22 protein-coding genes are annotated in these 22,914 nt (G+C 72.8%); 6 read left to right on the top strand and 16 right to left on the bottom strand.

Features of this window, described 5'->3' with window-relative positions; all coding sequences use genetic code 11:
* The first annotated feature begins 9 nt into the window (after nt 1-9).
* Entirely contained in the window at nt 10-996 is a 987-nt protein-coding gene (gene egtD, locus MOX02_RS12755; RefSeq protein WP_147026168.1) for an L-histidine N(alpha)-methyltransferase, read from the top strand.
* Nucleotides 997-1,030: 34 nt separating this feature from the next.
* Here the strand turns inward: egtD and MOX02_RS12760 are convergent, their stop codons facing one another.
* The 4 genes from MOX02_RS12760 to MOX02_RS12775 all read right to left on the bottom strand — a co-directional run bounded on the left by MOX02_RS12760 (nt 1,031) and on the right by MOX02_RS12775 (nt 5,043).
* A complete protein-coding gene (locus MOX02_RS12760; protein WP_147026169.1) occupies nt 1,031-1,300 on the bottom strand; it encodes a hypothetical protein in 270 nt (89 codons plus the stop codon).
* A 200-nt stretch (nt 1,301-1,500) separates the two neighbouring features.
* Nucleotides 1,501-3,987, bottom strand: coding sequence for an ATP-dependent Clp protease ATP-binding subunit ClpA (gene clpA, locus MOX02_RS12765; protein WP_147026170.1), 2,487 nt, complete (start codon nt 3,985-3,987; stop codon nt 1,501-1,503).
* Between the two features lie 23 nt (nt 3,988-4,010).
* Nucleotides 4,011-4,415, bottom strand: a complete 405-nt coding sequence (clpS, locus tag MOX02_RS12770) for an ATP-dependent Clp protease adapter ClpS (RefSeq protein ID WP_238179476.1) — start codon at nt 4,413-4,415, stop codon at nt 4,011-4,013.
* Nucleotides 4,416-4,689: 274 nt separating this feature from the next.
* Nucleotides 4,690-5,043, bottom strand: coding sequence for a phasin family protein (locus MOX02_RS12775; protein WP_238179474.1), 354 nt, complete (start codon nt 5,041-5,043; stop codon nt 4,690-4,692).
* A 314-nt stretch (nt 5,044-5,357) separates the two neighbouring features.
* Between MOX02_RS12775 and MOX02_RS12780 the strand changes: the two genes are divergently transcribed.
* On the top strand, nt 5,358-6,839 hold the full coding sequence (locus MOX02_RS12780; RefSeq protein WP_147026190.1) for a serine hydrolase: 1,482 nt from the start codon (nt 5,358-5,360) through the stop codon (nt 6,837-6,839).
* Between the two features lie 129 nt (nt 6,840-6,968).
* Here MOX02_RS12780 and MOX02_RS12785 read toward each other — a convergent pair whose 3' ends face one another.
* Genes MOX02_RS12785 through MOX02_RS12795 form a run of 3 tightly spaced genes read right to left on the bottom strand, consistent with a single transcriptional unit; the run spans nt 6,969 to nt 9,184 of the window.
* On the bottom strand, nt 6,969-7,682 hold the full coding sequence (locus MOX02_RS12785) for a J domain-containing protein (RefSeq protein ID WP_147026171.1): 714 nt from the start codon (nt 7,680-7,682) through the stop codon (nt 6,969-6,971).
* 3 nt (nt 7,683-7,685) lie between these two features.
* Nucleotides 7,686-8,048 carry a hypothetical protein gene (locus tag MOX02_RS12790; RefSeq protein WP_238179472.1) on the bottom strand — a complete coding sequence of 121 codons (363 nt, stop codon included), beginning with the start codon at nt 8,046-8,048 and terminating at the stop codon, nt 7,686-7,688.
* Nucleotides 8,045-9,184, bottom strand: a complete 1,140-nt coding sequence (locus MOX02_RS12795; RefSeq protein WP_147026172.1) for a S1C family serine protease — start codon at nt 9,182-9,184, stop codon at nt 8,045-8,047. Before MOX02_RS12795 ends, MOX02_RS12790 begins: the two co-directional genes overlap by 4 nt.
* Nucleotides 9,185-9,653: 469 nt before the next feature.
* Here MOX02_RS12795 and MOX02_RS12800 point away from each other — a divergent pair, with 469 nt between their 5' ends.
* Nucleotides 9,654-9,869, top strand: a complete 216-nt coding sequence (locus MOX02_RS12800; protein ID WP_132254593.1) for a hypothetical protein — start codon at nt 9,654-9,656, stop codon at nt 9,867-9,869.
* A 310-nt stretch (nt 9,870-10,179) separates the two neighbouring features.
* Nucleotides 10,180-10,437, top strand: a complete 258-nt coding sequence (locus tag MOX02_RS12805; RefSeq protein WP_147026173.1) for a DUF6894 family protein — start codon at nt 10,180-10,182, stop codon at nt 10,435-10,437.
* A gap of 205 nt (nt 10,438-10,642) precedes the next feature.
* Here the strand turns inward: MOX02_RS12805 and MOX02_RS12810 are convergent, their stop codons facing one another.
* The 6 genes from MOX02_RS12810 to MOX02_RS12835 form a co-directional block, all read right to left on the bottom strand.
* On the bottom strand, nt 10,643-14,101 hold the full coding sequence (locus MOX02_RS12810; protein ID WP_147026174.1) for an SbcC/MukB-like Walker B domain-containing protein: 3,459 nt from the start codon (nt 14,099-14,101) through the stop codon (nt 10,643-10,645).
* A gap of 127 nt (nt 14,102-14,228) precedes the next feature.
* Nucleotides 14,229-14,873 carry a DUF4194 domain-containing protein gene (locus MOX02_RS12815; RefSeq protein WP_147026175.1) on the bottom strand — a complete coding sequence of 215 codons (645 nt, stop codon included), beginning with the start codon at nt 14,871-14,873 and terminating at the stop codon, nt 14,229-14,231.
* Entirely contained in the window at nt 14,866-16,260 is a 1,395-nt protein-coding gene (locus tag MOX02_RS12820) for a Wadjet anti-phage system protein JetA family protein (protein ID WP_147026176.1), read from the bottom strand. Before MOX02_RS12820 ends, MOX02_RS12815 begins: the two co-directional genes overlap by 8 nt.
* A gap of 32 nt (nt 16,261-16,292) precedes the next feature.
* Complete coding sequence (locus MOX02_RS12825; RefSeq protein ID WP_147026177.1) at nt 16,293-16,715, bottom strand: FKBP-type peptidyl-prolyl cis-trans isomerase; 423 nt, start codon at nt 16,713-16,715, stop codon at nt 16,293-16,295.
* A gap of 162 nt (nt 16,716-16,877) precedes the next feature.
* Nucleotides 16,878-17,084, bottom strand: a complete 207-nt coding sequence (locus tag MOX02_RS12830; RefSeq protein ID WP_147026178.1) for a hypothetical protein — start codon at nt 17,082-17,084, stop codon at nt 16,878-16,880.
* On the bottom strand, nt 17,081-17,623 hold the full coding sequence (locus MOX02_RS12835) for a hypothetical protein (RefSeq protein WP_147026179.1): 543 nt from the start codon (nt 17,621-17,623) through the stop codon (nt 17,081-17,083). The genes MOX02_RS12830 and MOX02_RS12835 overlap by 4 nt, the downstream gene beginning before the upstream one ends.
* A gap of 183 nt (nt 17,624-17,806) precedes the next feature.
* Between MOX02_RS12835 and MOX02_RS12840 the strand changes: the two genes are divergently transcribed.
* The gene (locus MOX02_RS12840; RefSeq protein WP_147026180.1) at nt 17,807-18,109 is read left to right on the top strand and encodes a hypothetical protein; all 303 of its coding nucleotides are present in this window, start codon (nt 17,807-17,809) and stop codon (nt 18,107-18,109) included.
* Nucleotides 18,110-18,113: 4 nt separating this feature from the next.
* On the opposite strand, the gene MOX02_RS12845 is transcribed toward MOX02_RS12840, so the two are convergent.
* The 3 genes from MOX02_RS12845 to MOX02_RS12855 form a co-directional block, all read right to left on the bottom strand.
* Nucleotides 18,114-19,913 carry a hypothetical protein gene (locus MOX02_RS12845; protein ID WP_147026181.1) on the bottom strand — a complete coding sequence of 600 codons (1,800 nt, stop codon included), beginning with the start codon at nt 19,911-19,913 and terminating at the stop codon, nt 18,114-18,116.
* A gap of 26 nt (nt 19,914-19,939) precedes the next feature.
* Entirely contained in the window at nt 19,940-20,206 is a 267-nt protein-coding gene (locus MOX02_RS12850; RefSeq protein ID WP_147026182.1) for a hypothetical protein, read from the bottom strand.
* A gap of 145 nt (nt 20,207-20,351) precedes the next feature.
* Nucleotides 20,352-20,552: a hypothetical protein gene (locus MOX02_RS12855; RefSeq protein ID WP_147026183.1), complete on the bottom strand. Its 201-nt coding sequence runs from the start codon at nt 20,550-20,552 to the stop codon at nt 20,352-20,354.
* Between the two features lie 205 nt (nt 20,553-20,757).
* Here MOX02_RS12855 and oxlT point away from each other — a divergent pair, with 205 nt between their 5' ends.
* A complete protein-coding gene (oxlT, locus tag MOX02_RS12860) occupies nt 20,758-22,062 on the top strand; it encodes an oxalate/formate MFS antiporter (protein ID WP_147026184.1) in 1,305 nt (434 codons plus the stop codon).
* Nucleotides 22,063-22,914: the final 852 nt, after the last annotated feature.

Below are 22,914 nucleotides of genomic sequence, written 5' to 3' on the forward strand. Positions count from 1 at the left end.
GTGAGCCCCTTGACCATCAAGCCCGTCTTCGCGGACGCGACCCCGATCGGCCCGCTGCCGGAGCCGAGTGGCTTCCTCGACGACGTCGTGGCGGGCCTCGGTGCCGCGCGGAAGTCCCTGCCCGCCAAGTACTTCTACGACGCGGCGGGCTCCGACCTGTTCGAGGCGATCACCCGCCTGCCCGAGTACTACCCGACCCGGACCGAGCTCGGCATCCTCGACGCGGCCGGCCCCGAGATCGCCGCCGTGCTGCCCCGCCGGGCGACGCTCGTGGAGTTCGGCAGCGGCTCGACCGCCAAGGTCCGCCGGCTTCTGCGCCACCTGCCGAACCTCTCCGCCTACGTGCCGGTCGACGTCTCGGAGAGCTTCCTGCGCAGCGAGGCGGAGGCGCTGCGGGCCGATGTCCCGGCCCTGCACATCGAGCCGGTGGCGGCCGACTTCACGAAGCCCTTCGCGCTGCCGGCAGACCTCGCGGGCGGTCCCGGCGGCGCGGCGGCCGCGGGCTTCTTCCCCGGCTCGACCATCGGCAACTTCGAGCCGGCCGAGGCGGGCCGGCTCCTCGCGCAGTTCGGCGCGGTGCTGGGCGCGGGCGCGAGCCTGATCGTCGGGGTCGACCTCGTGAAGGACCGGGCGGTGCTGGAGGCGGCCTACGACGACGCGGCCGGCGTGACGGCCGCCTTCAACCTCAACCTCCTGACCCGCATCAACCGCGAGCTCGGCGGCGACTTCGAGGCCGGCGGCTTCGCGCACCGGGCGCTGTTCAACGCGGAGGAATCGCGCATCGAGATGCACCTCGTGAGCGCGCGGGCGCAGACGGTCCGGGTGGGGGGCCTGCCGTTCCGCTTCGCGCCCGGCGAGACGATCCACACCGAGAACAGCTACAAGTACACGATCGAGGGGTTCCGGAGCCTCGCCGCCGGGGCCGGCTGGGCGCCGGGCGCCGTCTGGACCGACCCGGAGCGCCTGTTCTCGGTGCACGCGCTGCGGCGCGCCTGAGGCCGGTTCCGGGCGGGGGGCCGGGGAGCGGGCCTCAGGCCCGCTTCTCCATCATCGCCTTGACCTGCATGAGCTGGTCCCAGACCTGGCCGGGCGAGGTGCCGAGGAAGTCGAAGCCGGCCGTGATGCCCCAGTAGATGCCGAGGCAGATGATCGGCACCAGCACCCAGGCGAGAAGCTCCTCGCCCCGGCGGCGGCTCCGTCGGCGGCGGCGGCGCTCCTCGCGCCGGGTCAGCTTCTGGGGCGGCGGAGGCGCGGTGCGGGCGACGGGCGTGAGGGGGCTCTCATGCAGCTCGCTGTTCATGATGCCCCCCTCGTCTCGTGCGGGCAGCGATGCCGCGCCCCCCGAACCTCTCGCGATGCTCCCGCCCCGGTGAGCGGCGGGAGGGCGCCCGGTCGTCGGGCGCGCTGCGCGTGGCTCATATCCCGGGACGCACGCGCAGGAAAGGACATGAAAGCCTCACGGCCCCGCCGCGTCGCGGGCGGCGGGGCCGCGCCCTGGTCTCAGGCGCGGACGAGCGGGACCTTGGGCACGGTGCGGACCCCGCCCGAGCCGCCGGAGCCGCCGCCGCCCTTGTCCTTGTCCGCCTTCTTGCGGGTCGTGGCGCGCGGCTTCGAGCGCTTGTGCTTCTTGGCCGCGTTGGTCACGTCCTTCTCGGGCTTCGGCGTCACGGGCCCGGCCGGGAACTCGAAGCCGAGGCTGTCCTTGGCGCCGGCCTTGGCCTCCGCGTCCTCGGGCTTCTGCACGACGACCCGCACGGCGCCGCCGTCCTTGAGGCGCCCGAACAGCACCTCGTCGGCGAGCGGCGTCTTGATGGTCGACTGGATGAGCCGGGCCATCGGGCGGGCGCCCATCGCGTCGTCGTAGCCGTGCTCCACCAGCCAGTCGCGAGCCTCGTCCGAGAGCTCGATCGTGACGTTGCGGTCGGCGAGCTGCGCCTCGAGCTGGAGGACGAACTTGTCGACGACCTTGGCCACGACCTCCTTCGGCAGGTGGCCGAACGAGATGATCGCGTCGAGGCGGTTGCGGAATTCCGGCGCGAACAGCCGGTTGATCGCCTCCACGTCGTCGCCCGTGCGCTTGCTCTGCGTGAAGCCGTAGGCCGCCTTGGCGAGGTCGGAGGCGCCCGCGTTCGACGTCATGATGATGATGACGTTGCGGAAATCGACCTGCTTGCCGTTGTGGTCGGTCAGCTTCCCGTGGTCCATCACCTGCAGCAGGATGTTGAACAGGTCCGGGTGCGCCTTCTCGATCTCGTCGAGCAGGAGCACGCAGTGCGGGTGCTGGTCGATCCCGTCGGTCAGGAGGCCGCCCTGGTCGAAGCCCACGTAGCCGGGGGGCGCGCCGATCAGGCGGCTCACCGTGTGGCGCTCCATGTACTCCGACATGTCGAAGCGCAGCATCTCGACGCCGAGCGAGGCGGCGAGCTGCTTGGCGGCCTCGGTCTTGCCGACGCCGGTCGGGCCCGCGAACAGGTAGGAGCCGATCGGCTTGTCGGGGTCGCGCAAGCCCGCGCGGGCGAGCTTGATCGCCGAGGTCAGCGCCTCGATGGCGTTCGACTGGCCGTAGACCACCCGCTTCAGGTTCTCGGTGAGGTTCTGGAGAACCACCGCGTCGTCCTTCGAGACGGTCTTGGGCGGGATGCGGGCCATCGTGGCGATGGTCGCCTCGATCTCCTTGACGCCGATGGTGCGCTTGCGGCGCGCCTCCGGCACCAGCATCTGCGAGGCGCCGGTCTCGTCGATGACGTCGATCGCCTTGTCGGGCAGCTTGCGGTCGTTGATGTAGCGGGCCGACAGCTCGACCGCCGCCTTCACGGCGTCGGTCGTGTACTTGAGCTTGTGGAACTCCTCGAAGTAGGGCCGCAGGCCCTTCACGATCTCGATCGCGTCCGGGATCGAGGGCTCGTTGACGTCGATCTTCTGGAAGCGGCGCACCAGGGCCCGGTCCTTCTCGAAGTACTGGCGGTACTCCTTGTAGGTGGTCGAGCCGATGCAGCGCAGGGTGCCGGAGGCGAGCGCCGGCTTGAGGAGGTTCGAGGCGTCCATCGCGCCGCCGGAGGTGGCGCCCGCACCGATCACGGTGTGGATCTCGTCGATGAACATGATGGCGTTGGGGTGCGCCTCGATCTCCTTCATCACCTGCTTGAGGCGCTCCTCGAAGTCGCCGCGGTAGCGGGTGCCGGCGAGCAGGGTGCCCATGTCGAGGGAGAAGACGGTGGCGTCGGCCAGCACCTCCGGCACCTCGTGCTGGATGATCTTGCGCGCGAGCCCTTCGGCGATGGCGGTCTTGCCGACGCCGGGGTCGCCGACGAGCAGCGGGTTGTTCTTCTGGCGGCGGCAGAGCACCTGGATCGTGCGCTGCACCTCGGCCTCGCGGCCGATCAGCGGGTCGATCTTGCCGTCGCGGGCCTTCTTGTTGAGGTTGACGCAGTAGGCGTCGAGGGCGTCGCCCTTCTTCTTGGTCCGGCCCTCGCCCTCGTCGCCGCTCGGGCGCTCGGACGAGCCCTCCTCGTCGGCGCCGCGCACCGGCTTCGACTCGGAGGCGCCGGGCCGCTTGGCGATGCCGTGGCTGATGTAGTTGACCGCGTCGTAGCGGGTCATGTCCTGCTCCTGCAGGAAGTAGGCGGCGTGGCTCTCGCGCTCGGCGAAGATCGCCACGAGCACGTTGGCCCCCGTCACCTCCTCGCGGCCGGACGACTGGACGTGGATGACCGCGCGCTGGATCACGCGCTGGAACCCGGCGGTGGGCTTCGCGTCCTGGCGGCCGTCGCCGGTGAGGTTCGAGAGCTCGGTGTCGACGTACTCGACGAGGCTGCGCTTCAGGGCGTCGATCTCGACGTTGCAGGCCCGCATGACGGCGGCCGCGTCCTGGTCGTCGACGAGGGCGAGGAGCAGGTGCTCCAGCGTCGCGTATTCGTGCCGGCGCTCGCCGGCGAGCGCCAGGGCGCGGTGGAGGGCTTGTTCTAGGCTGCGTGAGAAGCTTGGCAAAGCTCGTGCCTCTGTTGGGGGGCCTATTTCTTTTCCATAACGCACTGCAGAGGATGTTGGTGTTTGCGGGCAAAGTCCATGACCTGCGTCACCTTGGTCTCCGCGACCTCGTAGGTGAACACCCCGCACTCGCCGACGCCGTTGTGATGCACGTGCATCATGATCTGGTAGGCGTCCTCGTGGCTCTTGTTGAAGAACCGCTCCACCACGTGGACGACGAATTCCATCGGCGTGTAGTCGTCGTTGAGGAGCAGCACCCGGTACAGGCTCGGCCGCTTCGTGCGCGGCTTCGTGCGGGTGATGATGGCCGTGTTCGAGCGGTCGTCCCCGCCGCCGCCGCCCGGACTGCGCGGGTTCGAGGCGGCCACGGTCACGGCTCTGTCGCTGCCCGGCCGGGAACGGGCGGGCGGGACTGCGGAACCCCGCATCATCGGGCCCTGAGACATCTGAATCGCACCGACCCCATCTGGCGGCATGTCACGCTCGCGGGGCGCGCCGGCGAGGCGCGCTCGCTTCGACGGCAATCTATAGGGCGGGGCCGAACTTCGCCAGACGGCTGCGCGCACTTGTCCGTGTCTCTCCCGGAGCGGCCGGGCGGCGAGGGGCGCGCGGGCGCACACGTCCCCGCGCGGTCGCCGGGCAGGCGGGAGGGCGCTCGCACCCTCCGGCCCGGGCCGTGGTCAGGCCGCCGTCAGCCCGCCGTCAGCCCGCCTTGGGCAGGCCGAGGCTCTCGAACGGCTTGGCGAGGTCCTTGGCCATCGCGGCGTAGAGGTCGCGCAGCGTCGCGGCCTCGGCGAGGCCCCGCTCGTAGGAGCCCTTCGCGTACTCGGCCTGGATCTCCAGCGCCTTGGCGAGCGTGCCGGCCTTGGCGATCTTCTCGGCGGCGGCGGCCGCGTGCTCGAAGGACTGCTTCGTGTAGTCGACCCACGCGATGCCGATCGTCTGGGCGGTCTTCGAGGCGGCGCCGAGGCTCGCGAGCATCGACTCCATGCCGGTCCTCAGGGCGGTCTCGGCCTTTCCGAAGGCGGCCTCGGTCTGTTCCAGGGGCTTCATCATCGTCTCTCGTCCGGCACCCGCGCGGGGCGCCCCCTCTGCTGTGGTGTTGCCAGGGTGCCGGACCGGACGTCGGGGTGCGGGTGGCGCCGCGAGCCTGCCGGCGCGACGAATATGTGCACCGCACCAAAAACCGTCAAGCCTATGTTGCAGTGCGATATCAACGTCGAATCGGACGCGATCCATTAACCGCCCCGTAACCGCGCCGACTTACGGTTTTCGACTGAAGCAGCGGAGCCACGGTGCGGACGGCGCCGGCCCGCGAGGATGGCGCGATCCGTCCGGCACGGCCGGACCGGCAGGGGCAGTCGATCGTGATGCGTAGCGTTTCAAGCCGCTCCCGGACGTCCCGCGCGTTGCCGGCCGCCCTCGCCGCGGCGGCCGTCCTCACCGCCCTCGCCTCCCCCGCCGAGGCGCGCCGGCGCCACCACGCCCGGGCCGGCGGCGGCTACAACCCGCCCTACGCCGCCATGGTGGTCGACGTGAAGACGGGCAGGACCCTGCACGCGGTCAACGAGGACGCGCTGCGCCACCCCGCCTCGATCACCAAGGTGATGACCCTCTACATGCTCTTCGAGCAGATGGAGCGGGGCCGCTTCGCCCTCGATTCGGACCTGACGATCTCGGCGCGCGCGGCGGCGCAGGCGCCCTCGAAGCTCGGCCTGCGGCCGGGCTCCGCCATCTCGGTCGAGGACGCCATCAAGGCGATCGTGACGAAGTCGGCCAACGACGTGGCCTGCGCCATCGGCGAGAACATCGCGGGCTCCGAGGAGCGCTTCGCGCAGATGATGACCGAGAAGGCGCGGGCGCTCGGCATGAGCCGCACCCGCTACGCCAACGCCTCGGGCCTGCCGGACGCCGACCAGATCACCACCGCGCGCGACCTGACGATCCTCGCCCGGGCGATCCAGGACCGCTTCCCGCGCTACTACCGCTACTTCCAGACCCGCTCCTTCGCCTTCCGCGGCCGGGTGATCGGCAACCACAACCGCCTGCTCGGGGCCGTGCAGGGCGTCGACGGCATCAAGACGGGCTACACCCGCGATTCGGGCTTCAACCTGATGACGGCGGCCCGCTCCGACGACCGCCAGATCGTCGCGATCGTGCTCGGCGGCAAGTCGGGCGCCGGCCGCGACCGCATCATGGCCGACCTCGTGCGCTCGAACCTGCCCCGCGCCTACGCGGGCGCCCGGCAGACGGCGCCCACCACCGAGGTCGCCGAGCGCACGCGCCCCGCCGTGGTGGCCGACGCCGTCTCGCGGACCCGCACGCAGGTCGCCTCGGCGGACGACGACGAGATCGACGCCACCGCCTCGACGGACCGCAACCAGCCCCTCGACATCTCGCCGAGCCGCGCCACCACGACGCCGGGCAGCGCGGGCATCGGCGCCCGGACGGCCCCCGCCCTGCCGAAGGCCGCCCAGGCCTACGCGGCGAGCGCGAGCCAGTCCCCCTTCCCGGGCACGGGCAAGTCGGAGGCGCGCCTCGCCTCCGTCGACGGCCCCGCCCGCGCCGAGGCGCCCAAGCCCCTGTCGGGCCCCCGCGTCGTGCCCACCGCCTGGGTGATCCAGCTCGGCGCCATGGACGACGAGGACAAGGCGAAGTCGATGCTGTCGGAGGCCCGCGCCCGCGGCGGCGGCGCCCTCTCCAAGGCCGCCCCCTACACCGTCAAGGTCGAGCACGGCGGCGCGACGCTCTACCGGGCCCGCTTCTCCGGCTTCGCCGAGCAGGACTCGGCGCAGGACGCCTGCAAGGCGCTCAAGCGCTCCGGCTTCAACTGCTTCGCGACCCGCAGCTAGGGCCGCGCCGGCGCCTGGAAGGGGCGCGACACCGAGAAGACCCGAGGGAGGCGCCTGTTCGCGCCGCTTCCGCCGGCGCCCCGTGCCGGCGGGCCTCGACCGTTCCTGTCTGGCAACGCGCGTGGAGTATCAGCGATGTCGGTTCAAAAGCCTGTCCCGGGCCGCGTTGACGCGGGCCGCAAGCTCGGCGGTGCCGCCCTGGTCCGGGTGGATCCGCTTCATCAGCGCCCGGTGGGCCGCGCGGACCTGTTCTGGGGACGCCCCGCGCTGAAGCCCCAGGATCTCGTAGGCCTCCTCCTCCGCCATCGCCCCTGGCTTCGCCGGTCGGCCCGCCCGCGCGTCGCCATCGCCCTCAGCGTCTACACGCCAGCCGGGAAGCCGGCGGTCGAGATACGTCTCTAGGGTCGCCGCGGTCGCCGCGTCGCGCGCCCGGCAGGCCCACAGGAGCTCGCGCAGGGCGGCGGGCGAGAGGTCGCTCAGGTTCCGGCCGGCGGACGGCCCCGCCAGAACCCGTCCGTCGCCGGGGGTGCCGTCGGGCAGGAGCGCGAACAGGATCGGCGGCGCGCTCCGCGCCCGCCCGCCGACCCAGGGCAGGCTGCGCCAGACGTCGGCGAGGCGCCGGCCCGCCGCGCGCCCGCCCTCGAGGAGCCAGACGCCCGCGAGCCCGAGCACGAGGGCGAGGTCCGGCCGGCCGCGCAGGCCGAGCAGGAACGCCAGGGCGAGCGACCCCCATCCGCCCACGCGGCGCAGGAGCGGCCAGAACCGGGCCGCGTCGAAGCGGCCGTTGCGGCGGGAGAACCACCACAGGGCGAGGCAGGCGAGGACGCCGAGGGCGAGGACCATGGCCTAGCGCCGCACGCCGAAATCGGCGCTGGCGCGCCCGCCGATGCGGACCCGCACGCCGTTGCCGAGATCGACGAAGCCGTCCTCGGCGGCGGGCGCCCGGACGGGCCCGCGCCCGCAGCCCGGCCGGTCCGGCAGGCGCACGCCCTCGGGCGCGTCCTCCGGGCAGAGGCGCGGGCGCGCCGGACGCTCGCCGGCGGCGGCCGGGGGAAGCGCGAGCAGCAGGGCGAGAGGCAGCGCGAGGCAGGACCTGAGAGCCGGCAGGGGATCGGGCAGGGGAACGGGCAAGAGATCGGGCAAGAGATCGGGCACGGGATCGGGCACGGGATCGGGCACGGGATCGGGCAACGACAGGGACCGCCTCACAGCCGGTTCTCCGCCACGTCCGTCGTGGTGACGCGGACCGTGCGGGTGCGCCCGCCCCGCTCGACCACGAGGTCGACGGTGCTGCCGAGGCCCGCCGCCTCGATCGCCGCGGTCAGGTCGGCGAGGCGGTGCACGGGCTTGTCGCCGACGCCGACGATGACGTCGCCGATCTCGCCGGTCTGCAGGTCGACCCCGCGCAGGCCGGCACCGGCGGCGGGCGACCCGCGCAGCACCCGCAGCACCACCACGCCGTCGATGCCGAGGCGCGAGGCGGTCGCCTCCTGGCCGGCGATGATGCCGATGCCGGGGTTGCGCACGCGCCCGTTGCGGATGAGGTCCGGCACCACGCGGTTCACCACGTCGACCGGCACCGCGAAGCCGATGCCGGCGCTGGCGCCGGAGGGCGAGAAGATCGCCGTGTTGACGCCGACCAGCCGGCCCGCGGAATCGAGGAGCGGGCCGCCGGAATTGCCCGGGTTGATCGCCGCGTCCGTCTGGATGACGCCGGAGAGCTCCCGCCCCTCGCCGGTGGGCAGGCGGCGCTGGAGGGCGCTGATCACGCCGGTGGTCAGGGTGTGGTCGAGGCCGAACGGGTTGCCGATCGCGTAGGTCGCCTGGCCGACCTTCAGGTCCGCCGAGGTGCCGATGGCGAGGGGCGGCGGCGTCTTGGTCACGCGGCCGAGCTGCAGCACCGCGAGGTCGTAGGAGGGCGCCGTGCCGACGACCCGGGCGGGCACCACCTCGCCGGAGGACAGGCGCACCGAGACGGAGCCCCCGGACTGGGTGGCCCCCTGGACCACGTGGTTGTTCGTGACGATGTGGCCGGCCGCGTCCCAGACGAAGCCGGTGCCCGTCTGGGTGCCGCCCTGGCCCTGCTCCTGCTCGTCCGGGTCATCGAGGCTCATCAGGGCGCGGCCCTGTGCCGCGGCCTGTGCGAAGACGTGGACGACGGAGGGGCTCGCCCGCTCGAACAGGGCGACGGTGGTGGCCTCGGCGGGGGCGAGATCGCCGCGCGCCGTCACGGCCCGGGGGGTGTCGGCGGAGAACAGCAGGGCGGTGAGGTAGGGCTGCGCGACGAAGAGCGCGAGCAGCACGATGACCGCGGCCAACGCGATGCGCGCGAAGCGATCCGGCACGGCACAACTCCCGCAGCAGGCCCGAGTGTGGTCACGAGGCGACGCCCGCCGGCCGCGGCGGGCGCCCGCTTAGAGCATTCCGCCCCGGCGGCGCGCAACCGCCCTTAACTGGGCGTTCAGCCTGAGAGGTTCAACAGACGGGAGCGGGGGAGACCGGCGTGTGGCAGCGCACCGTTACACGGCAGCGGCCGAGCTAACGAAATGGTCATCCCTCGGGGCCACAATCTTCACGAGGTGAGTGAAGAGCATCCTCGGGCGGGCACGGTACGGATCATGTCAAAATCATGATCGCGCACCTGCGAAAACTGCGACCCGGCCTGACGACCGCGCGAATGCGGCCGGCAAGACCGCAAAGTCGCCCCACGGATGCTCCCATTCGCGAGCACCCATAGATCGCTCTGGCGGACCTTCCTTCACGGCCGGTCAGGCGCTTCCGCAGCGGACGACAGAGTTCAAGAGGAACAGGACGATGGAAACCGAGGCTCTCGAACGACCCGCCGATCTCACGATCTGGCGCACCGTGCCGGCGAGCTCCCCGCTGGCCCAGCCCGAGCGGTTCGACACCCTGCGCGAGGCCATCGCGGCGGCGGCCGGCGCGCTGACCGACCCGGCCAAGCAGCCCTGGATCATCACCGAGGAGGGCGAGATCCTCTCGCCGAACTGGATCCGGACCTACCTGAACTGAGGGATCGTGTGAGCGGAGGGATTTTGGCGAATGCGCCATGCCCGCTCCGGCACGCTGCCGGAGCGGCTCCGCCGGCCGGGTGTGGGCAGGTTGTTGCCGGCGGAGCCAGTCGGACGAGGAAACATATCCGACGCCTGGAATCTCCGGCCGATCCGGCGCCCGCGCATTCACATGGATGAAGCTTGGCGGGAAAGGATTGGCTGAGACGCCTCGCGTACCGGGCGAAATCTGGTTATCTCAGGTGAATGTTGCTTTGGCGCCGCGCCGCTAGCAACGGAACGACCTGCCGATGATCGGAAGGAAGATCGTCATGGCACGCTATTTCTTCCATTTTCAGACCGGCCGGACCTTCACCCGAGACGACGAGGGCGTCGAGATCACGGACCCGGCGCATGTCCGCGCCCACGCCGCCGACCTCGTGCGTCGGCTGATCGCCGAGACGGACGCGCCCGGCACCTGGGCGCGCAGCGCCTTCGCCGTCATGGATGGCGAGCACCGCCTCGTCCTCCACCTCTCCTTCGCCTCCGTGCTCGGGCAGCGCGCCGGGCCGCGCCCGCTCCTGCACTGAGCGCCTTGCCCCGAGCGCCCGGCACGGCCCGCCCGGCGGCTGTGCACCGGATTCTCCGGAGCGATTTCACGTATGTGAATGCCACTTCTCCGTGCGAGCCTTAGGCAGGAAGCTGGCTGGATGAGCTAACCCCCCTCTCATCCGGCCGGCACCGCCGGTCGAACTTTCCCCCGATCGCTTGAGCCGGCGGTGCCCCCCTTCCCCCTCACTCGGCCGCGTCGCGGCCCTGGAACCCCTCGATCCCCCGGCGTTCCGGGTTGATCGCGGCGAGCGCGCGCTTGGCCGCCTCCAGCGGGTGCTCGGACTCGATCCGGACGGAGCGCAGGTCCGGGCTCTTGTAGACGGTGACGATGGTGTCCATCACCTCGGTCAGCGTGGTGCGCTTGTCCTCCGGCGCCGCGATCAGGAGTTGCAGCCCCCAGGCGCGGTAGAGGTCGACGAGCCCCTGCGAGTTGCGCACGTCGAGCTTCGAGAAGGCCTCGTCGAGGAGGCAGAGGCCGAGGCCCGGGTTCTCGTCGCCCGGCCGGTCGCCGGGATAGTAGGCGCTGGCCAGGGAGGCGGCGATCGCCACGTAGAACGGCGCCTGCGCCTCGCCGCCCGAGCCCCGCAGCGCCCGGCTCGACATGGTGGTGCGGTTGCCCGCCCGGTCGCGCATGCCGATCTCGTAGACGAAGTAGTTGCGGTAGTCGGCGAGCCGCGCCGCGTCCTCCGAGCCCGCGATCAGCTCCGAGATCTCCTGGAGGGCCGCCGCCATCGGGCCCTCGCCCGATGCCGGCAGCAGGGCCTGGGCGGCGTCGGGCGAGCGCGCCACCTCGGTGGCGAGCGCGTGGACGGCGGCGTAGCGGCGGTCGACGGTGGCCTCGAAGGCGTAGGTCTGGCCCGTGAAGGTCTGCGAGGCGAGGCGCTCGTTGAGGGCGTCGAGCCGGGAGCGGACGCGCTCGAACTTGTCGGCGAGGCGCGTCAGCAGGTCCTCGGTCATCAGGCGCCGCATCTCGCCCTCGGCGCGCTCCGCCTGGGCCCGGTAGCGGCGCAGCTCGTGACCGGCCACGTCGTCGTGCTCCCGCCGGGCCCAGTCGTAGCCGAAGGTGGCCGGCACCTCGCCGCGGGCGGCGAGGTCGCTGCGCCCGAGGGGGTTCTCGATCCGCCACTGCGCGCAGTACTCGGCGAGGTCGCGCTCGGCGGCGCGCCCGTGGGAGCGGGCGGATTCGGCGGCCTCCCGGGCGAGCCCGCGCTCGGCGCCCGCCAGCGCCGTGACCTCCTTCGGCTCGAGCCCGCGCAGCGCCTCGCGCACGCTGCCCACCGCGCCGAGGTCGAGGGCCTGCCCGCGGGACAGCCGGATGCGCTGCGCGTCGCCGCCGCGCAGGCGGTGCAGGGCGCCGCGGCGGGCAGCGAGGGCGGCGCGGGCCGCCTCGCGCGCCGAGGCGAGGCGGGCCTTGAGCTGCGCCTCCTCGCTGAGGAGCGCGTCGAGCTTCGGCTCCAGCACCTCGGCGAGCTCGCGCAGGTAGGCGGCGCGCTCGGCGGTGAGGTCCTTGATCTCGGCGGCGAGCCCCCCGGTGTCGCGCTTCTCGATCGCCTCGCGCTCGGTCGCCAGGGTGCGCCGGCGCCCCTCCAGCCCGTCCGCCTCCTCGCGCAGGGCGTCGACGTCGAGGCCGCCCCGAGCGGTCCGCGCCCGGATCGCGGCGGCGCTCCGCGCGGCCTCGCGCAGCACCGCCGCCTCCTGGCGCAGGCGCCGCGCCTCGGCCACCGCCGCCTCGTGCCGGCGCCGGCCCTCGGGCGTCGGCCCGCGCTCGCCGCGGGTCATCAGGAGGTCGACCGAGCGCGTCACCGAGTAGGCCATGCCGGCGGTGGTGCGCCCGCTCGGGGCGACGGCGCGGCTCATGTGGCGCAGCTCCGCGTCGTTCGCGGCGAGGTCGTAGCCGCCGAGGCGCACGGCGAGGAACGCCTCCGCGTGCGGGTCGGAGGTCTCGATCACCGAGAGCGCGCCCTCGTCGAAGCGGCGCGCCCGCTGCCGGGCGGTGTCGGTCGTCTTCACGAGGATGCAGCGGTGGTAGAGGTTGCGCTTGCCCTGCAGCAGCCCGAGCGCCTCCTCCAGCCGCTCGGGCGAGACCACCAGCGCCTCCCGGGCGCGGCCGAGCAGCGCCTCGAGCGCGGGTCCCCAGAGCGGATCGACGATCTCGGCGAGCTCGCAGACCGGCACCGCGTCGATGCCGAGGCGGGCGAGCTCCGCCCGGAAGGCCGCCGTGTCGGAGGAGAGCCGCGCCGCCTGCGCGCCGCTCGCGGGCGGGGGCGCCGTGCGCTCGGCCTCCGCCTCCTGCGCCCGCGCCGCGAAGGCCGCCTCCTCGGCCGCCCGGTCCAGGATCTCGTCGAAGGGTTCGAGCCGCGCCAGCCCGTCGAGGAGGCCGGCGAGCGGCCCGTCCGCCCGCAGCATCTCGTCGAGGGTCGCCTCCTTGCGCAGCCCCGAGCGGGCGCAGGATTCGGCGAGCCGCGCCGCCTGGGGCGCGTGCGGCCGCAGGCTGCCCGCCACCGGCATCAGCCGGCCCATCTGCTGGACGAGGCCGACGAGGTCGGCGACGCGGGCGGCGAGCTCCCGCCGGTCCCGCTCCAGCATGGCGAGGCCGGCATCGGCGGCGGCGCGGTGCCCGTCGGCGCCGCCGCCCGCCATCATCGCCTTGCGCTCGGCGATCTCCCCGTCGATCTCCCGCACGAAGCCGTGGCTGGAGCGCACGCTCTCGCGCGCGATGCGCAGGGCCTCGGAGCCGTCGCGCAGACGGGTCCGGATCGCCAGGAGGTCGAGGCTGCGCCGCCGCAGATCGGCCACGCTCGCCCGCGCCTCGTGGGTCGCGGCGGCGAGCACCGCGTCGCCCCAGGTTTCGTAGCGGGCGACGAGGCGGGCGAGGCGCTGGAGCTTCGTCTCCAGCTCGCGGATCGTGTCGAGGAGCCGGCGCCAGTTCTCGACGGATTGCCGGATGCGGCCGACGTCGAGGGGCTCGGGATCGAGCACGAAGGAGCGCACGAAGCCGCTCGAGTCGAAGATCGGCTTGAAGGCGACGGCGTTCGAGAAGGTGCGCAGGAAGTGGCGGGGGTCGGGCGCCGGCGCGCCTTCGCGGAGCGTCGCCAGGAGCTCGGAGGTGAAGCGCTCGCCGGAGGTGCGGAACTCCTCGAAGCGCTCGGCGCGGGCCCTGAGATCGGCTGCGATCTCGGCCCAGGGCGCGGTGAAGCTGCCCTCTCGCGTCACCCGGGCGTAGTCCTCGATCTCGAAGCGGTGGCCGACGCAGACGAAGCGGGAGAGCACCTCCTCCTTCTGCTCCTCGGCCCGCGCCGCGAGCGCGAGCCCGACCGAGACGACGCGGCCCGTCGCCTCGTTCTCGAAGACGAGGCAGAGCACCGTCTCGCAGGCCTCGCGGGTGGGCCGCCCGCCCTCGGCCGGGTCGCTGATCCAGCCGAGGCAGTAGTCGCGCACGGTGCGGGCGCTGCGGCCGGAGGCGGAGGCGTTCAGCGCCAGGCGGCTGGCGTTGTTTCCGGCGAGCACGGTGCCGACCGCGTCGAAGATGGTCGACTTGCCCGCCCCCGTCGGCCCGACGAGCGCCGAGGCGCCCCGGATCCGGATCTGCTCGCGCCGGATGAGGTACCAGTTGGAGAGGGCGATGTCGGTGAGAAGGTACAAGCCGGGTCGTCTGCCTCGATCGGCACAGGGTCAGGGTTGAGCCCAGTTGGCCGGAACTGGCCGGCGACACAAGGGCGGCGGGAACACGCCCGGGGGAACACGGGGCGGGACGAAGGGCGGGCCGGCCCTATCCCGGCCCCTCGTCCGGCCTCTCTCCCGCCTCGGCCCAGGAGCGGATCGCGTCGAGCCACGAATCGGGGGCGATCACGCTGACGCCCGGCAGCACGGCGAGCGGCGTGATGCGCTCCGTCCGGTCGCGCTCGCCCATCCGCACCGCGCCGCGGCGCGCGAACAGGCGCAGGATCTCGATGAGGCGCGCCTCCTCGGGCGGGTCGATGCGGGCGGCGGTGCGCAGCAGGTCGGCGATGTCGTCGGTGGTGCACTCGACGAGGCCGTCCGTGGTCACGCGGTGGTCGCGCAGGCCCTCCTCGTAGGCCATCCGCAGGGCGAGCAGCACCAGGGTCTCGTCCTTGCGCAGGCGCTCGGAGACCATGTCGTGGCGCACGCCCTCCGGCGGCAGGCGCAGGAACACCATCTGGTCGCGGTGCGAGACCTCGAAGGCGTAGCCGAGGCAGGCGAAGTAGTCCTTGAAGAAGGGCGCGTAGTGCCGCGCGAGCTCGTAGGAGCGGCCGATGCCGGGCGTGCCGGCGTAGACGACCTGCGTCTTGAGCAGCACCTGCAGGGCGCGGGCCAGCTCCTCCTCGTCGGGCGCGCGGGCGCCGGGCGGCGGCGGCTCGTCGCCGTCCACGATGCTGCGGAACGCCTCAAGCACGGGCCGCCCCCTGCCCGGCCCCGCGCCGGGCCACCACGAAGTCCGGGCAGTCGAGCCAGCCGTTCGAGACGCGGCCCTCGGCGCGCGACAGGGCGTAGCGCTCGCCCAAAGTGCCGTCGAACAGCACGTCGATCTCGCGCAGGCGCTGGAAGATCACGAACTCGTCGACGTCCTCCACGGCGATCTGCGAGCCGCGGATCGAGGGCGCCCTGCCGAGCTTGACCTCGAGGAAGGTCGCGATCGTCTCCGGCGTCACGGTGGTGCGGCGGCGGAACTCGGCCTTGGCGATCACGAACGCCTCGATCGCCGGGTCGAGGTGGATCTCGGGCAGCGGCTCGGCCTCGATCGGGGCGCGGCGGCTGCGCGGGGTGAAGAGATGCGCCTCGCCGAGGGGCGGGCGCAGGAGCGAGACCTCCGGGGCGAGATCGGGCGGCCCGGCCGCCGCGCCGACCGCGCGCAGGGCCGCGGCGGTGCGCTCGATGGCGAGCGTGTCCGGCCGGTCGAGGTAGCGCACGGCGGCCGCGATCCGGCGCTCCAGCCGCGCCACCACGTCGTCCACCGCCTCCAGGTGCCGGTCGAGCCCCTCGAAGACCGCCAGGATCTCGGCGAGGTCCGCCCGCACCCGGCGCTCGCCGGCGGCGAGGTCGGGCGCGCGGGCCTCGCGCACCAGCGCCTCGGCGAGGCCGCGCACGAGCAGCGGATCGCGCAGGGCCCGGCCCGCCTCGCGCACGATGGCCGAGCGGAAGCGGAACGGGTTGAAGCGCGTGTGCAGCGTCCGGTAGTCGCTGATCAGGTGGCGCTCGACGAAATCCTCGAAGTAGAGGCGGAAGGCCGCGCGCTGGTCCTCCTCGCGCAGGATGCGCTCCTCGATCTTGCGCATGGAGCCGGCGAGGCTCCGCACGTGGCCGAGGAAGGTGCGCGCGGCCTTGGCGGCGTTGCTCAGCGCCTCCGAGCGGTCGGCCGGGTTGGCCACCGCGCTCTCCAGGCTGCCGAGCACGTCGAGGACGGCGCCGCCGTAGGAGCGCGTCTCGCCGCGGTCGAGGCGGGACAGCTCCTCGAGGAGGAGGCGCGCCTCCGGGTCGAAATCGACCACCGGCACGTAGCGCTCGCGCCGCTCCACCAGCCAGCCCGCCTCGACGAAGCGCCGGTAGATGGCCGAGCGCCGCTCGACCGGATCGGGGGGCAGCGCCTCGTCGTCGGCGATCGTGCCCTGCGTCCAGCCGGCCGCGAAGTCGCCGATGGCGGCGAGGAGCTCGCCCTTGCGGATCGGCTCCACGGAATAGGCCATCACCCGCCGGTGCAGGTGCAGGAGGAGGGCCGCGTTGAAGGCGCGGCTCGGCGAGGCGAGCGGCCGGAAGAGGTCGTCGGCGAGGTGCGTGAACAGCATCGCTCAAGCCCCCGCCGGGACCGCGCGCGGGCCTACTTGGCGCCGAGGAGCTCGACGTCGAAGATCAGCGTGGCGTAGGGCGGGATGACGCCGCCCGCGCCGCGACCGCCGTAGCCGAGGTCGGCCGGGATCACGAGGGTGCGGCGGCCGCCCGTCTTCATCGAGGCGACGCCGAGGTCCCAGCCCTGGATCACCTGCCCCGCGCCGAGGGTGAAGGTGAAGGGCTGGTTGCGGTCGCGCGAGGAATCGAATTTCTTGCCCTTGCGCCCGTTCTCGTCGAGCCAGCCCGTGTACTGCACGGTGACCTGCTGACCGGCCTTCGGCTCGGGGCCGGTGCCCACCACCTCGTCCTTGTACTTCAGGCCCTGGGGCGTGGTGACGTACTCGGCGGCGTTGGCGGCAGCGGTCATGGCGATCAGCGCGGCTCCGGCAAGGTTGAGGATCGAGCGGGGCATGGTTCCTCCGTCAGGCTCCGCGCGGGGACGCGCGGCCTCCGCCGCGGGTGTTTACGGGGTCGAGGGGCCGGAGGCTAGAGCGGAGCGCGGAGCCACTTGTCGGCGGACCGATCGTCCGGGCGGACCTGAGGGCTCGGGCATCGATCGAGAGGCAGGCTGCGATCAGGCGTCGCGGCGCCTACCGGGCCGGCCCACATCCTCGGAACCCTCGGCCTCGGCCAGGCGCGCGATGGCCTCGCGCTGGGCGGTACTGCGTGCGCGCGCGCCGCTGCTCCGGCCCTGCAGGCGCGCGTGACCCTCGAGGCGCGCGGCCTCGGCCACCTCGTCGAGGTGCCGATCGTCGTCTGATCTCGGTGCCGGCCGGTTCATGGTGAAACGCTCCGTCCGAAATATGTACTGCCGCGGTAGGACCCCGCAAGCTCGAAGCCCAACACCCTGTAGAGCGGCACCGCCCCTTCGACCGGATCCTTGAGCTTGAGCTGGCGGCGCCCAATGATCACCGCGTAGGTCTCGGCCGCGTCCGTCGCGATCTCGGCGACGGAGCCCTTCAGGCCGTTCGAGCCGCGCCGCCGCTCGACGTAGTGGAGGGTCACGTTGTCCGGCCCCCGCGAGGCCCGACCGATGCACAGGCCCAGGAGATCGCCGCGGACCCAGATGGCGATCTCGAACCGCCGGATGTAGGGCCTGGCCTGCCCCACGATCCTTCGCCAGGGGAAGCGGCTCTCCGACCATTGGATCTCCCAGGCGGCGAGCGCTGCGTCGTCGATCGCGGTCAGGCGAAGGCCGAGCAGCAGCGCCCGCGGCGCGCACCCGGCCCGCGCGAGGTCGTACAGGGTATCGGCGGTCGCCTCGCGCGCCGCCTGCCGGTAACCCTCGTAGCGACGCTCGTGACCATCCCCCCGCGCCATGGAGCCCCCTCCCCGGCGGGATCATACCGGGACGGAGAAGCGAAGGCGCCGCCCATGCGCGGCTCCGAGGGCGCAGGAAGATCCCGATCTCGCGAGCCCTGCTGGCAGAAAATCCGTCCTGCCCCACTGATCCATGCGGCGGCCGAGCGCGTTCCCCTCCCCCGAACCTGCCCGAGGAGGACCATGGCCGTCACCGCCGAGGATTGGGACGCGCGCGTCACGCGCCTGTCCGAGAAGCTGCCGGACCGCCTGAGGACAGGGGTCGACTGGCTGCGCGAGCCCTCCCGCCTCTGGCTGCGCGTCGGCGCCGCCCTGCTCCTGATCCTGGGCGGGATCTTCTCGATCCTGCCCGTCCTGGGGCTCTGGATGCTGCCGCTCGGCCTCGCGCTCCTCGCGCAGGACGTGCCGGGGCTCAAGGTGCCGCTGGAGAAGGCGGCGCGCGGCATCGAGCGGCTCTGGCACCGGCTGCGCGGGCGCGCGGGCTGAGCGGTCAGGCGCCCGCCCAGGCGCCGAGCGTCTGCGTCTCGTCGGGGCGCAGGGTCTCGGCCTCCGCCGTCGCCGCCTCGCCGACGCGGTCCCCGCCGAGGGCGGCGAAGGCCGCGCGGATCTCGGGATCCTCCCGCACGGCCGCGAAGATGCCGGCGTCGAGGCAGGCGAGCCGCCCCGCGTCGACGCGGGCGTAGACGCGTCCCGTGGCGTGCTCCGCGAAGCGGATCGTCCGCATCTTGCGGGCGCACAGCTTCAGGAAGTCTGTGTTGCGCTCCGGCGCCATCTGCCCGGCCTCCGGGTAGACCTGCTCCGGGCCGCCCGCGTCGACGTTGATCTTCCGGAAGCGGTCGACGTCGAGGATGAACTTCAGGTCGAGGATCGTCATCTCCCCGTTCCAGCCGAAGGCGACGGTGCGGGGCCGGTGGCCCTCCGGCACCGAGTTGTCCAGGAACTCGTAGTGGACGCGCTTGTCCGCCCGGAGCGCCCAGGTGAAGAACAGGCGCGGCATGCCCGTGTAGGCCTCGACGTTGTGGGCCAGGAGATCGTCCACCGCCTTGTAGCGGCCGAACTGCTCGCCCCGCTTCCAGGCCCGCTCCACCGTGGCGTCCGGCGGCGTGATCATGAACAGCATGAAGACGAGGTCGCCGAAGCGGGTGAGGAGCTGGCTGCCGTCCTCGTGGCCGGAGACCGCGTTGAAGCTGTCGAAGCGGAAGCGGTCGATCAGGAGGTGCGACATGCGCTGCTCCCCGGCCTTGCGGGCCATGTAGAGGTCGAGCTTCCGGTCGACGATCTCGACCTCGTGGCCGGTGAGCGTGCCGGCGTAGCGCCGGGCGGGCCCGAGCGCGTCGTAGTCGAGCAGGTATTTCCGCCAGATGTCGGGGGTGATCAGGGCGAAGTCGGCCCACTGCACCCCGATCCGTCCCGCGAGCGCCCGCTGGAACGGCCGCATCGTGCTCTTGCCGGAGGCCGAGGCCCCCTTCACGTTCATCACAACCGGCCGTTCCTGGGCGCTGAGCGCCCGGTAGCCCTCGCGCGCCACCGCCTCGGCGAACCAGGGCTCGATCAGGCAGCCGATCCGGCGGCTGCCCTCCTCGTTCGAGACGAGGGTGCGGGCGAGGGAGACGAGCAGAGCCCGGTCGCCGATGAGCTTGCCGCGGTGGCGGACGATGGCCGAGACCACCCGCGCGAGCGCCGCGCAGGCCGCCGCCTCCAGCGTGTCCGTGCCGGCCCGCGCCGCCCAGTCCCGGAGGTGGCTCTGCGCCCGCTCCTCCGTCGTCTCGGCGGGCCGGGCGGGCGCCGGCTTCGGCGCCGGCGCGAGGCCGAGCCAGGACCGCCAGGAGCTCCCGGCCTCCGGCTCCGGCGGGGCGGGGGGCGGCGCGAAGATCTCGGCGAGGGCGGCCTCCAGCGCCGCCGTCGCCTCGGCCCGGAGGCTCTCGAGGGCGGCGGCGATCTCGGCGGCGTGCGGCTCGACGTAGCCCGAGAGGATCCGGGCCACGATGGCGCGGAAGTTGACGCCGAGGTCGCCGTAGGTCTCGCCGACCGGCACCGAGAGGTCGGCCATCACGCGGATCAGAACCTCGTGGACGACCAGGCGCCCGGGCCGGAAGGCCACCACCTCCTGCAGCGGCAGGCCGCTGAAGGCGCTGATCTCCAGGGCGTCCTCCAGCCGCGTCTCCACGTTCTCCGGCCGGTAGATCGTCGCGAGCGGCAGGAAGGCGCGGGGGAGCGCGGACTCGATCCCCGGCGACCAGGGCCCGGTGGCCTCCGGCTCGGCCGGGGCGTTGAGCGGGGTCGAAGCCATGGCGCGGGCCTCGTCCCGGGGCAGGGTCAGGCCGCCGCGGGAGTGGCCCGGAACAGGCTGGTGCAGCCCGAGCCGCGGTGCATGCTCAGGATCGAGGCGCGGTCGATGTCCGGGTTCGAGGCGAGCACGTTGCGCACGCAGTCGAGCACCTTGTCGTACTTGCCGGCGTCGTAGTTCTGCTCCAGCGGGCTCACGGCGATGTAGGTCTCGACGACCAGCACGCGCTCGGCGCGCTCCTTGGTGACTTCCACCGCGATCCACGCGGATTTGATCAGACGGCTGTTGGACAGCATGAACGTACCTCCGGATCCGGGCCGCATTCGTTCGGCCTTGGAGGGGAGGATGAACCCGCCGCCGCCGGCTGCCAAGGGGAAAGCGCGGGAGCGCCCGCCCCAACCCCCGGCAACGCAACGGGAAATCGCGGCGCCCGCGCGGGCCTCAGTAGCCGAAGCCCTGCGTGGCCGCGACGAAGTCCGGCGACAGGGAGCCGACGTCGCCGAACAGCAGGATCATCGAGGCGACGATGCCGAACAGCGCGACGTAGGCCACCGCGATGGCGTCGCGCCCCGGGGCTTCCTGCGCGAGGGCGAGACCGGCGAAGGGAACGCTCTGGAGCACGAGCGCGGCGGGGATGTTCATGGCGGGGCACTCCGATCGACGCGTCGCGCGCGGATCGGGCTCCAGCCCACCGCGCGCGACCGGACCGCGATGTCGCATGAAAATATTTTCGCCAGGATATGGATTAAAGTCGACCCAGCCCTGCAAGATGGCATATTGCATACCAGTTCACGCTGCCGCAGCCTTCGGGGAAACCGCCTCTCCGGCAGCCGGGAAAGGACCAGGGATGGAACGCCAAGACCTTCTCGAACCTCAGGATTCTCCGGCCGCCAAGTGGTGGCAGCTCGCCTTCGGCATCCTCTGCATGGCGATGATCGCGAATCTCCAGTACGGCTGGACGCTGTTCGTCGATCCGATCGATTCGGCCCATCACTGGGGCCGCGCCGCGATCCAGCTCGCCTTCACCTTCTTCGTCGCGACCGAGACCTGGCTGGTGCCGATCGAGGCGTGGTTCGTGGACCGCTACGGCCCGCGGATCGTCGTCGCCTTCGGCGGCGTGATGATCGCGCTCGCCTGGGTGCTCGACGCCTACGCCACCTCGCTGCCGCTCCTCTACCTCGCGGCGGTCGTCGGCGGCATCGGGGCGGGCTCGGTCTACGGCACCTGCGTCGGCAACGCGCTGAAGTGGTTCCCCCACCGGCGCGGCCTCGCGGCGGGCGCCACCGCGGCGGGCTTCGGCGCGGGCGCGGCGCTGACCGTCGTGCCGATCGCCAAGATGATCGCCACCAGCGGCTACCAGAGCGCCTTCCTCACCTTCGGCCTGATCCAGGGCGGCGTGGTGCTGGTCCTGTCGCTGTTCCTGCGCAAGCCCCGCCGGACGGTTGCGGTGCAGCGCAAGAGCCTGCGCCTGCCCCAGTCCCAGGTCGACCGGACCCCGCGCGAGGCGGTGCGGACCCCGGTCTTCTGGATCATGTACGCGATGTTCGTGATGGTGGCCTCCGGCGGCCTGATGGCGGCCGCGCAGATCGCGCCCATCGCCCACGACTTCAAGGTCGCGGACGTGCCGGTGAGCCTGTTCGGCCTGCAGATGGCGGCGCTCACCTTCGCGATCTCGCTGGACCGCGTCTTCGACGGGTTCGGGCGGCCGTTCTTCGGCTACGTCTCGGACAACATCGGCCGCGAGAACACGATGTTCATCGCCTTCGGCATCGCGGCGATCGCCGTCGTCCTGCTGCTGACGAGCGGGCGCAACCCGCTGATCTTCATCCTGGCGACGGCGATGTATTTCGGCGTCTTCGGCGAGATCTACTCGCTATTCCCGGCGACCTGCGGCGACACCTTCGGCTCGAAATACGCCGCCACCAACGCCGGCATGCTCTACACGGCCAAGGGCACGGCGGCCTTCCTCGTCCCCTTCGCGAGCCTCGTCTCGGCGGCCTACGGCTGGACGGCCGTCTTCGCCATCGTGATCGGGCTCAACGTGACGGCGGCACTGCTGGCCCTGTTCGTGCTGAAGCCGATGCGCCTGCGCTACCTCGCGGGCGGGCCGGCCGAGGCGCCGCTCGCCGCAGCGCCGGTCCGGACCGCCTGAGGCCGGCCGGGTCGCGCCCCTCGGGCGCGGCCGGGCCCTCGCAGGACCGCACGTCCGCAGCGGCGGCGTCCTCCCGGACGCCGCCGCTGCCCTGTTTGACACTTGGTATTTGGTATGCCAGTCTCGACGGCGTTGACGTGGGGGCCGTGCGGCCGCCACTTTCCGCGGCCCGACCCCCCGGCTCGAACCGGCGGCGGACCCGGATGCCGGAGGGCGCGTCGTCGCGCGCGCTCACCGGGCGAGACGCCGAAGCGCCGGACCCGCGAGCCACGCCAGATCGGCCGCGGACCCAGCCTCGTCGCCCGGTAGCGCGGGGAGAACCCCGCGACCGGGACGTCCCGCCGCGCCGGATCCCGCCACGCCATGGCGACCCGGTGCGGACAAGAACCGGAGGATACGCTCATGAACCGACAGGAGCAGGCCGCCGCGACCTCGCAGAGGGCGGCGAGCCCGGGCAGCGCGATCACCGCGGACGCAGGCGGGCCGGCGGGCCGGCACGGCACCACGAGGCCCCGCCGCGGCACTCACATCATCGTCAGGAGCGGCGGCCCGAGCGCCGGAATCCGCCCGGCCGCCCTCGCCGCGCGCCGTTTCGGGCCGTCCCCGGGCCCGGCCCGCGGGCGTCTGGCACGGCGGACCAGACCATGTATAAACGATCAGGTATACAGCCGACCCGATTTGTAGGGCCCGGCCCCCGGGCCCGATCCGGGGCGGGGCCCCGCATCGCGAGAGACGCACCGTGCAGCGCCCGCAGACCCGAGCGGACCGGGCGGTGCCGGACACACGATCAACCATTCAGGACTGCGAGTATCCCATGAGCAAGGCTCTCGAAGGCGTGAAGATCCTCGATTT

The sequence above is a fragment of the Methylobacterium oxalidis genome (assembly GCF_007992195.1).
GTDB lineage: Bacteria > Pseudomonadota > Alphaproteobacteria > Rhizobiales > Beijerinckiaceae > Methylobacterium > Methylobacterium oxalidis.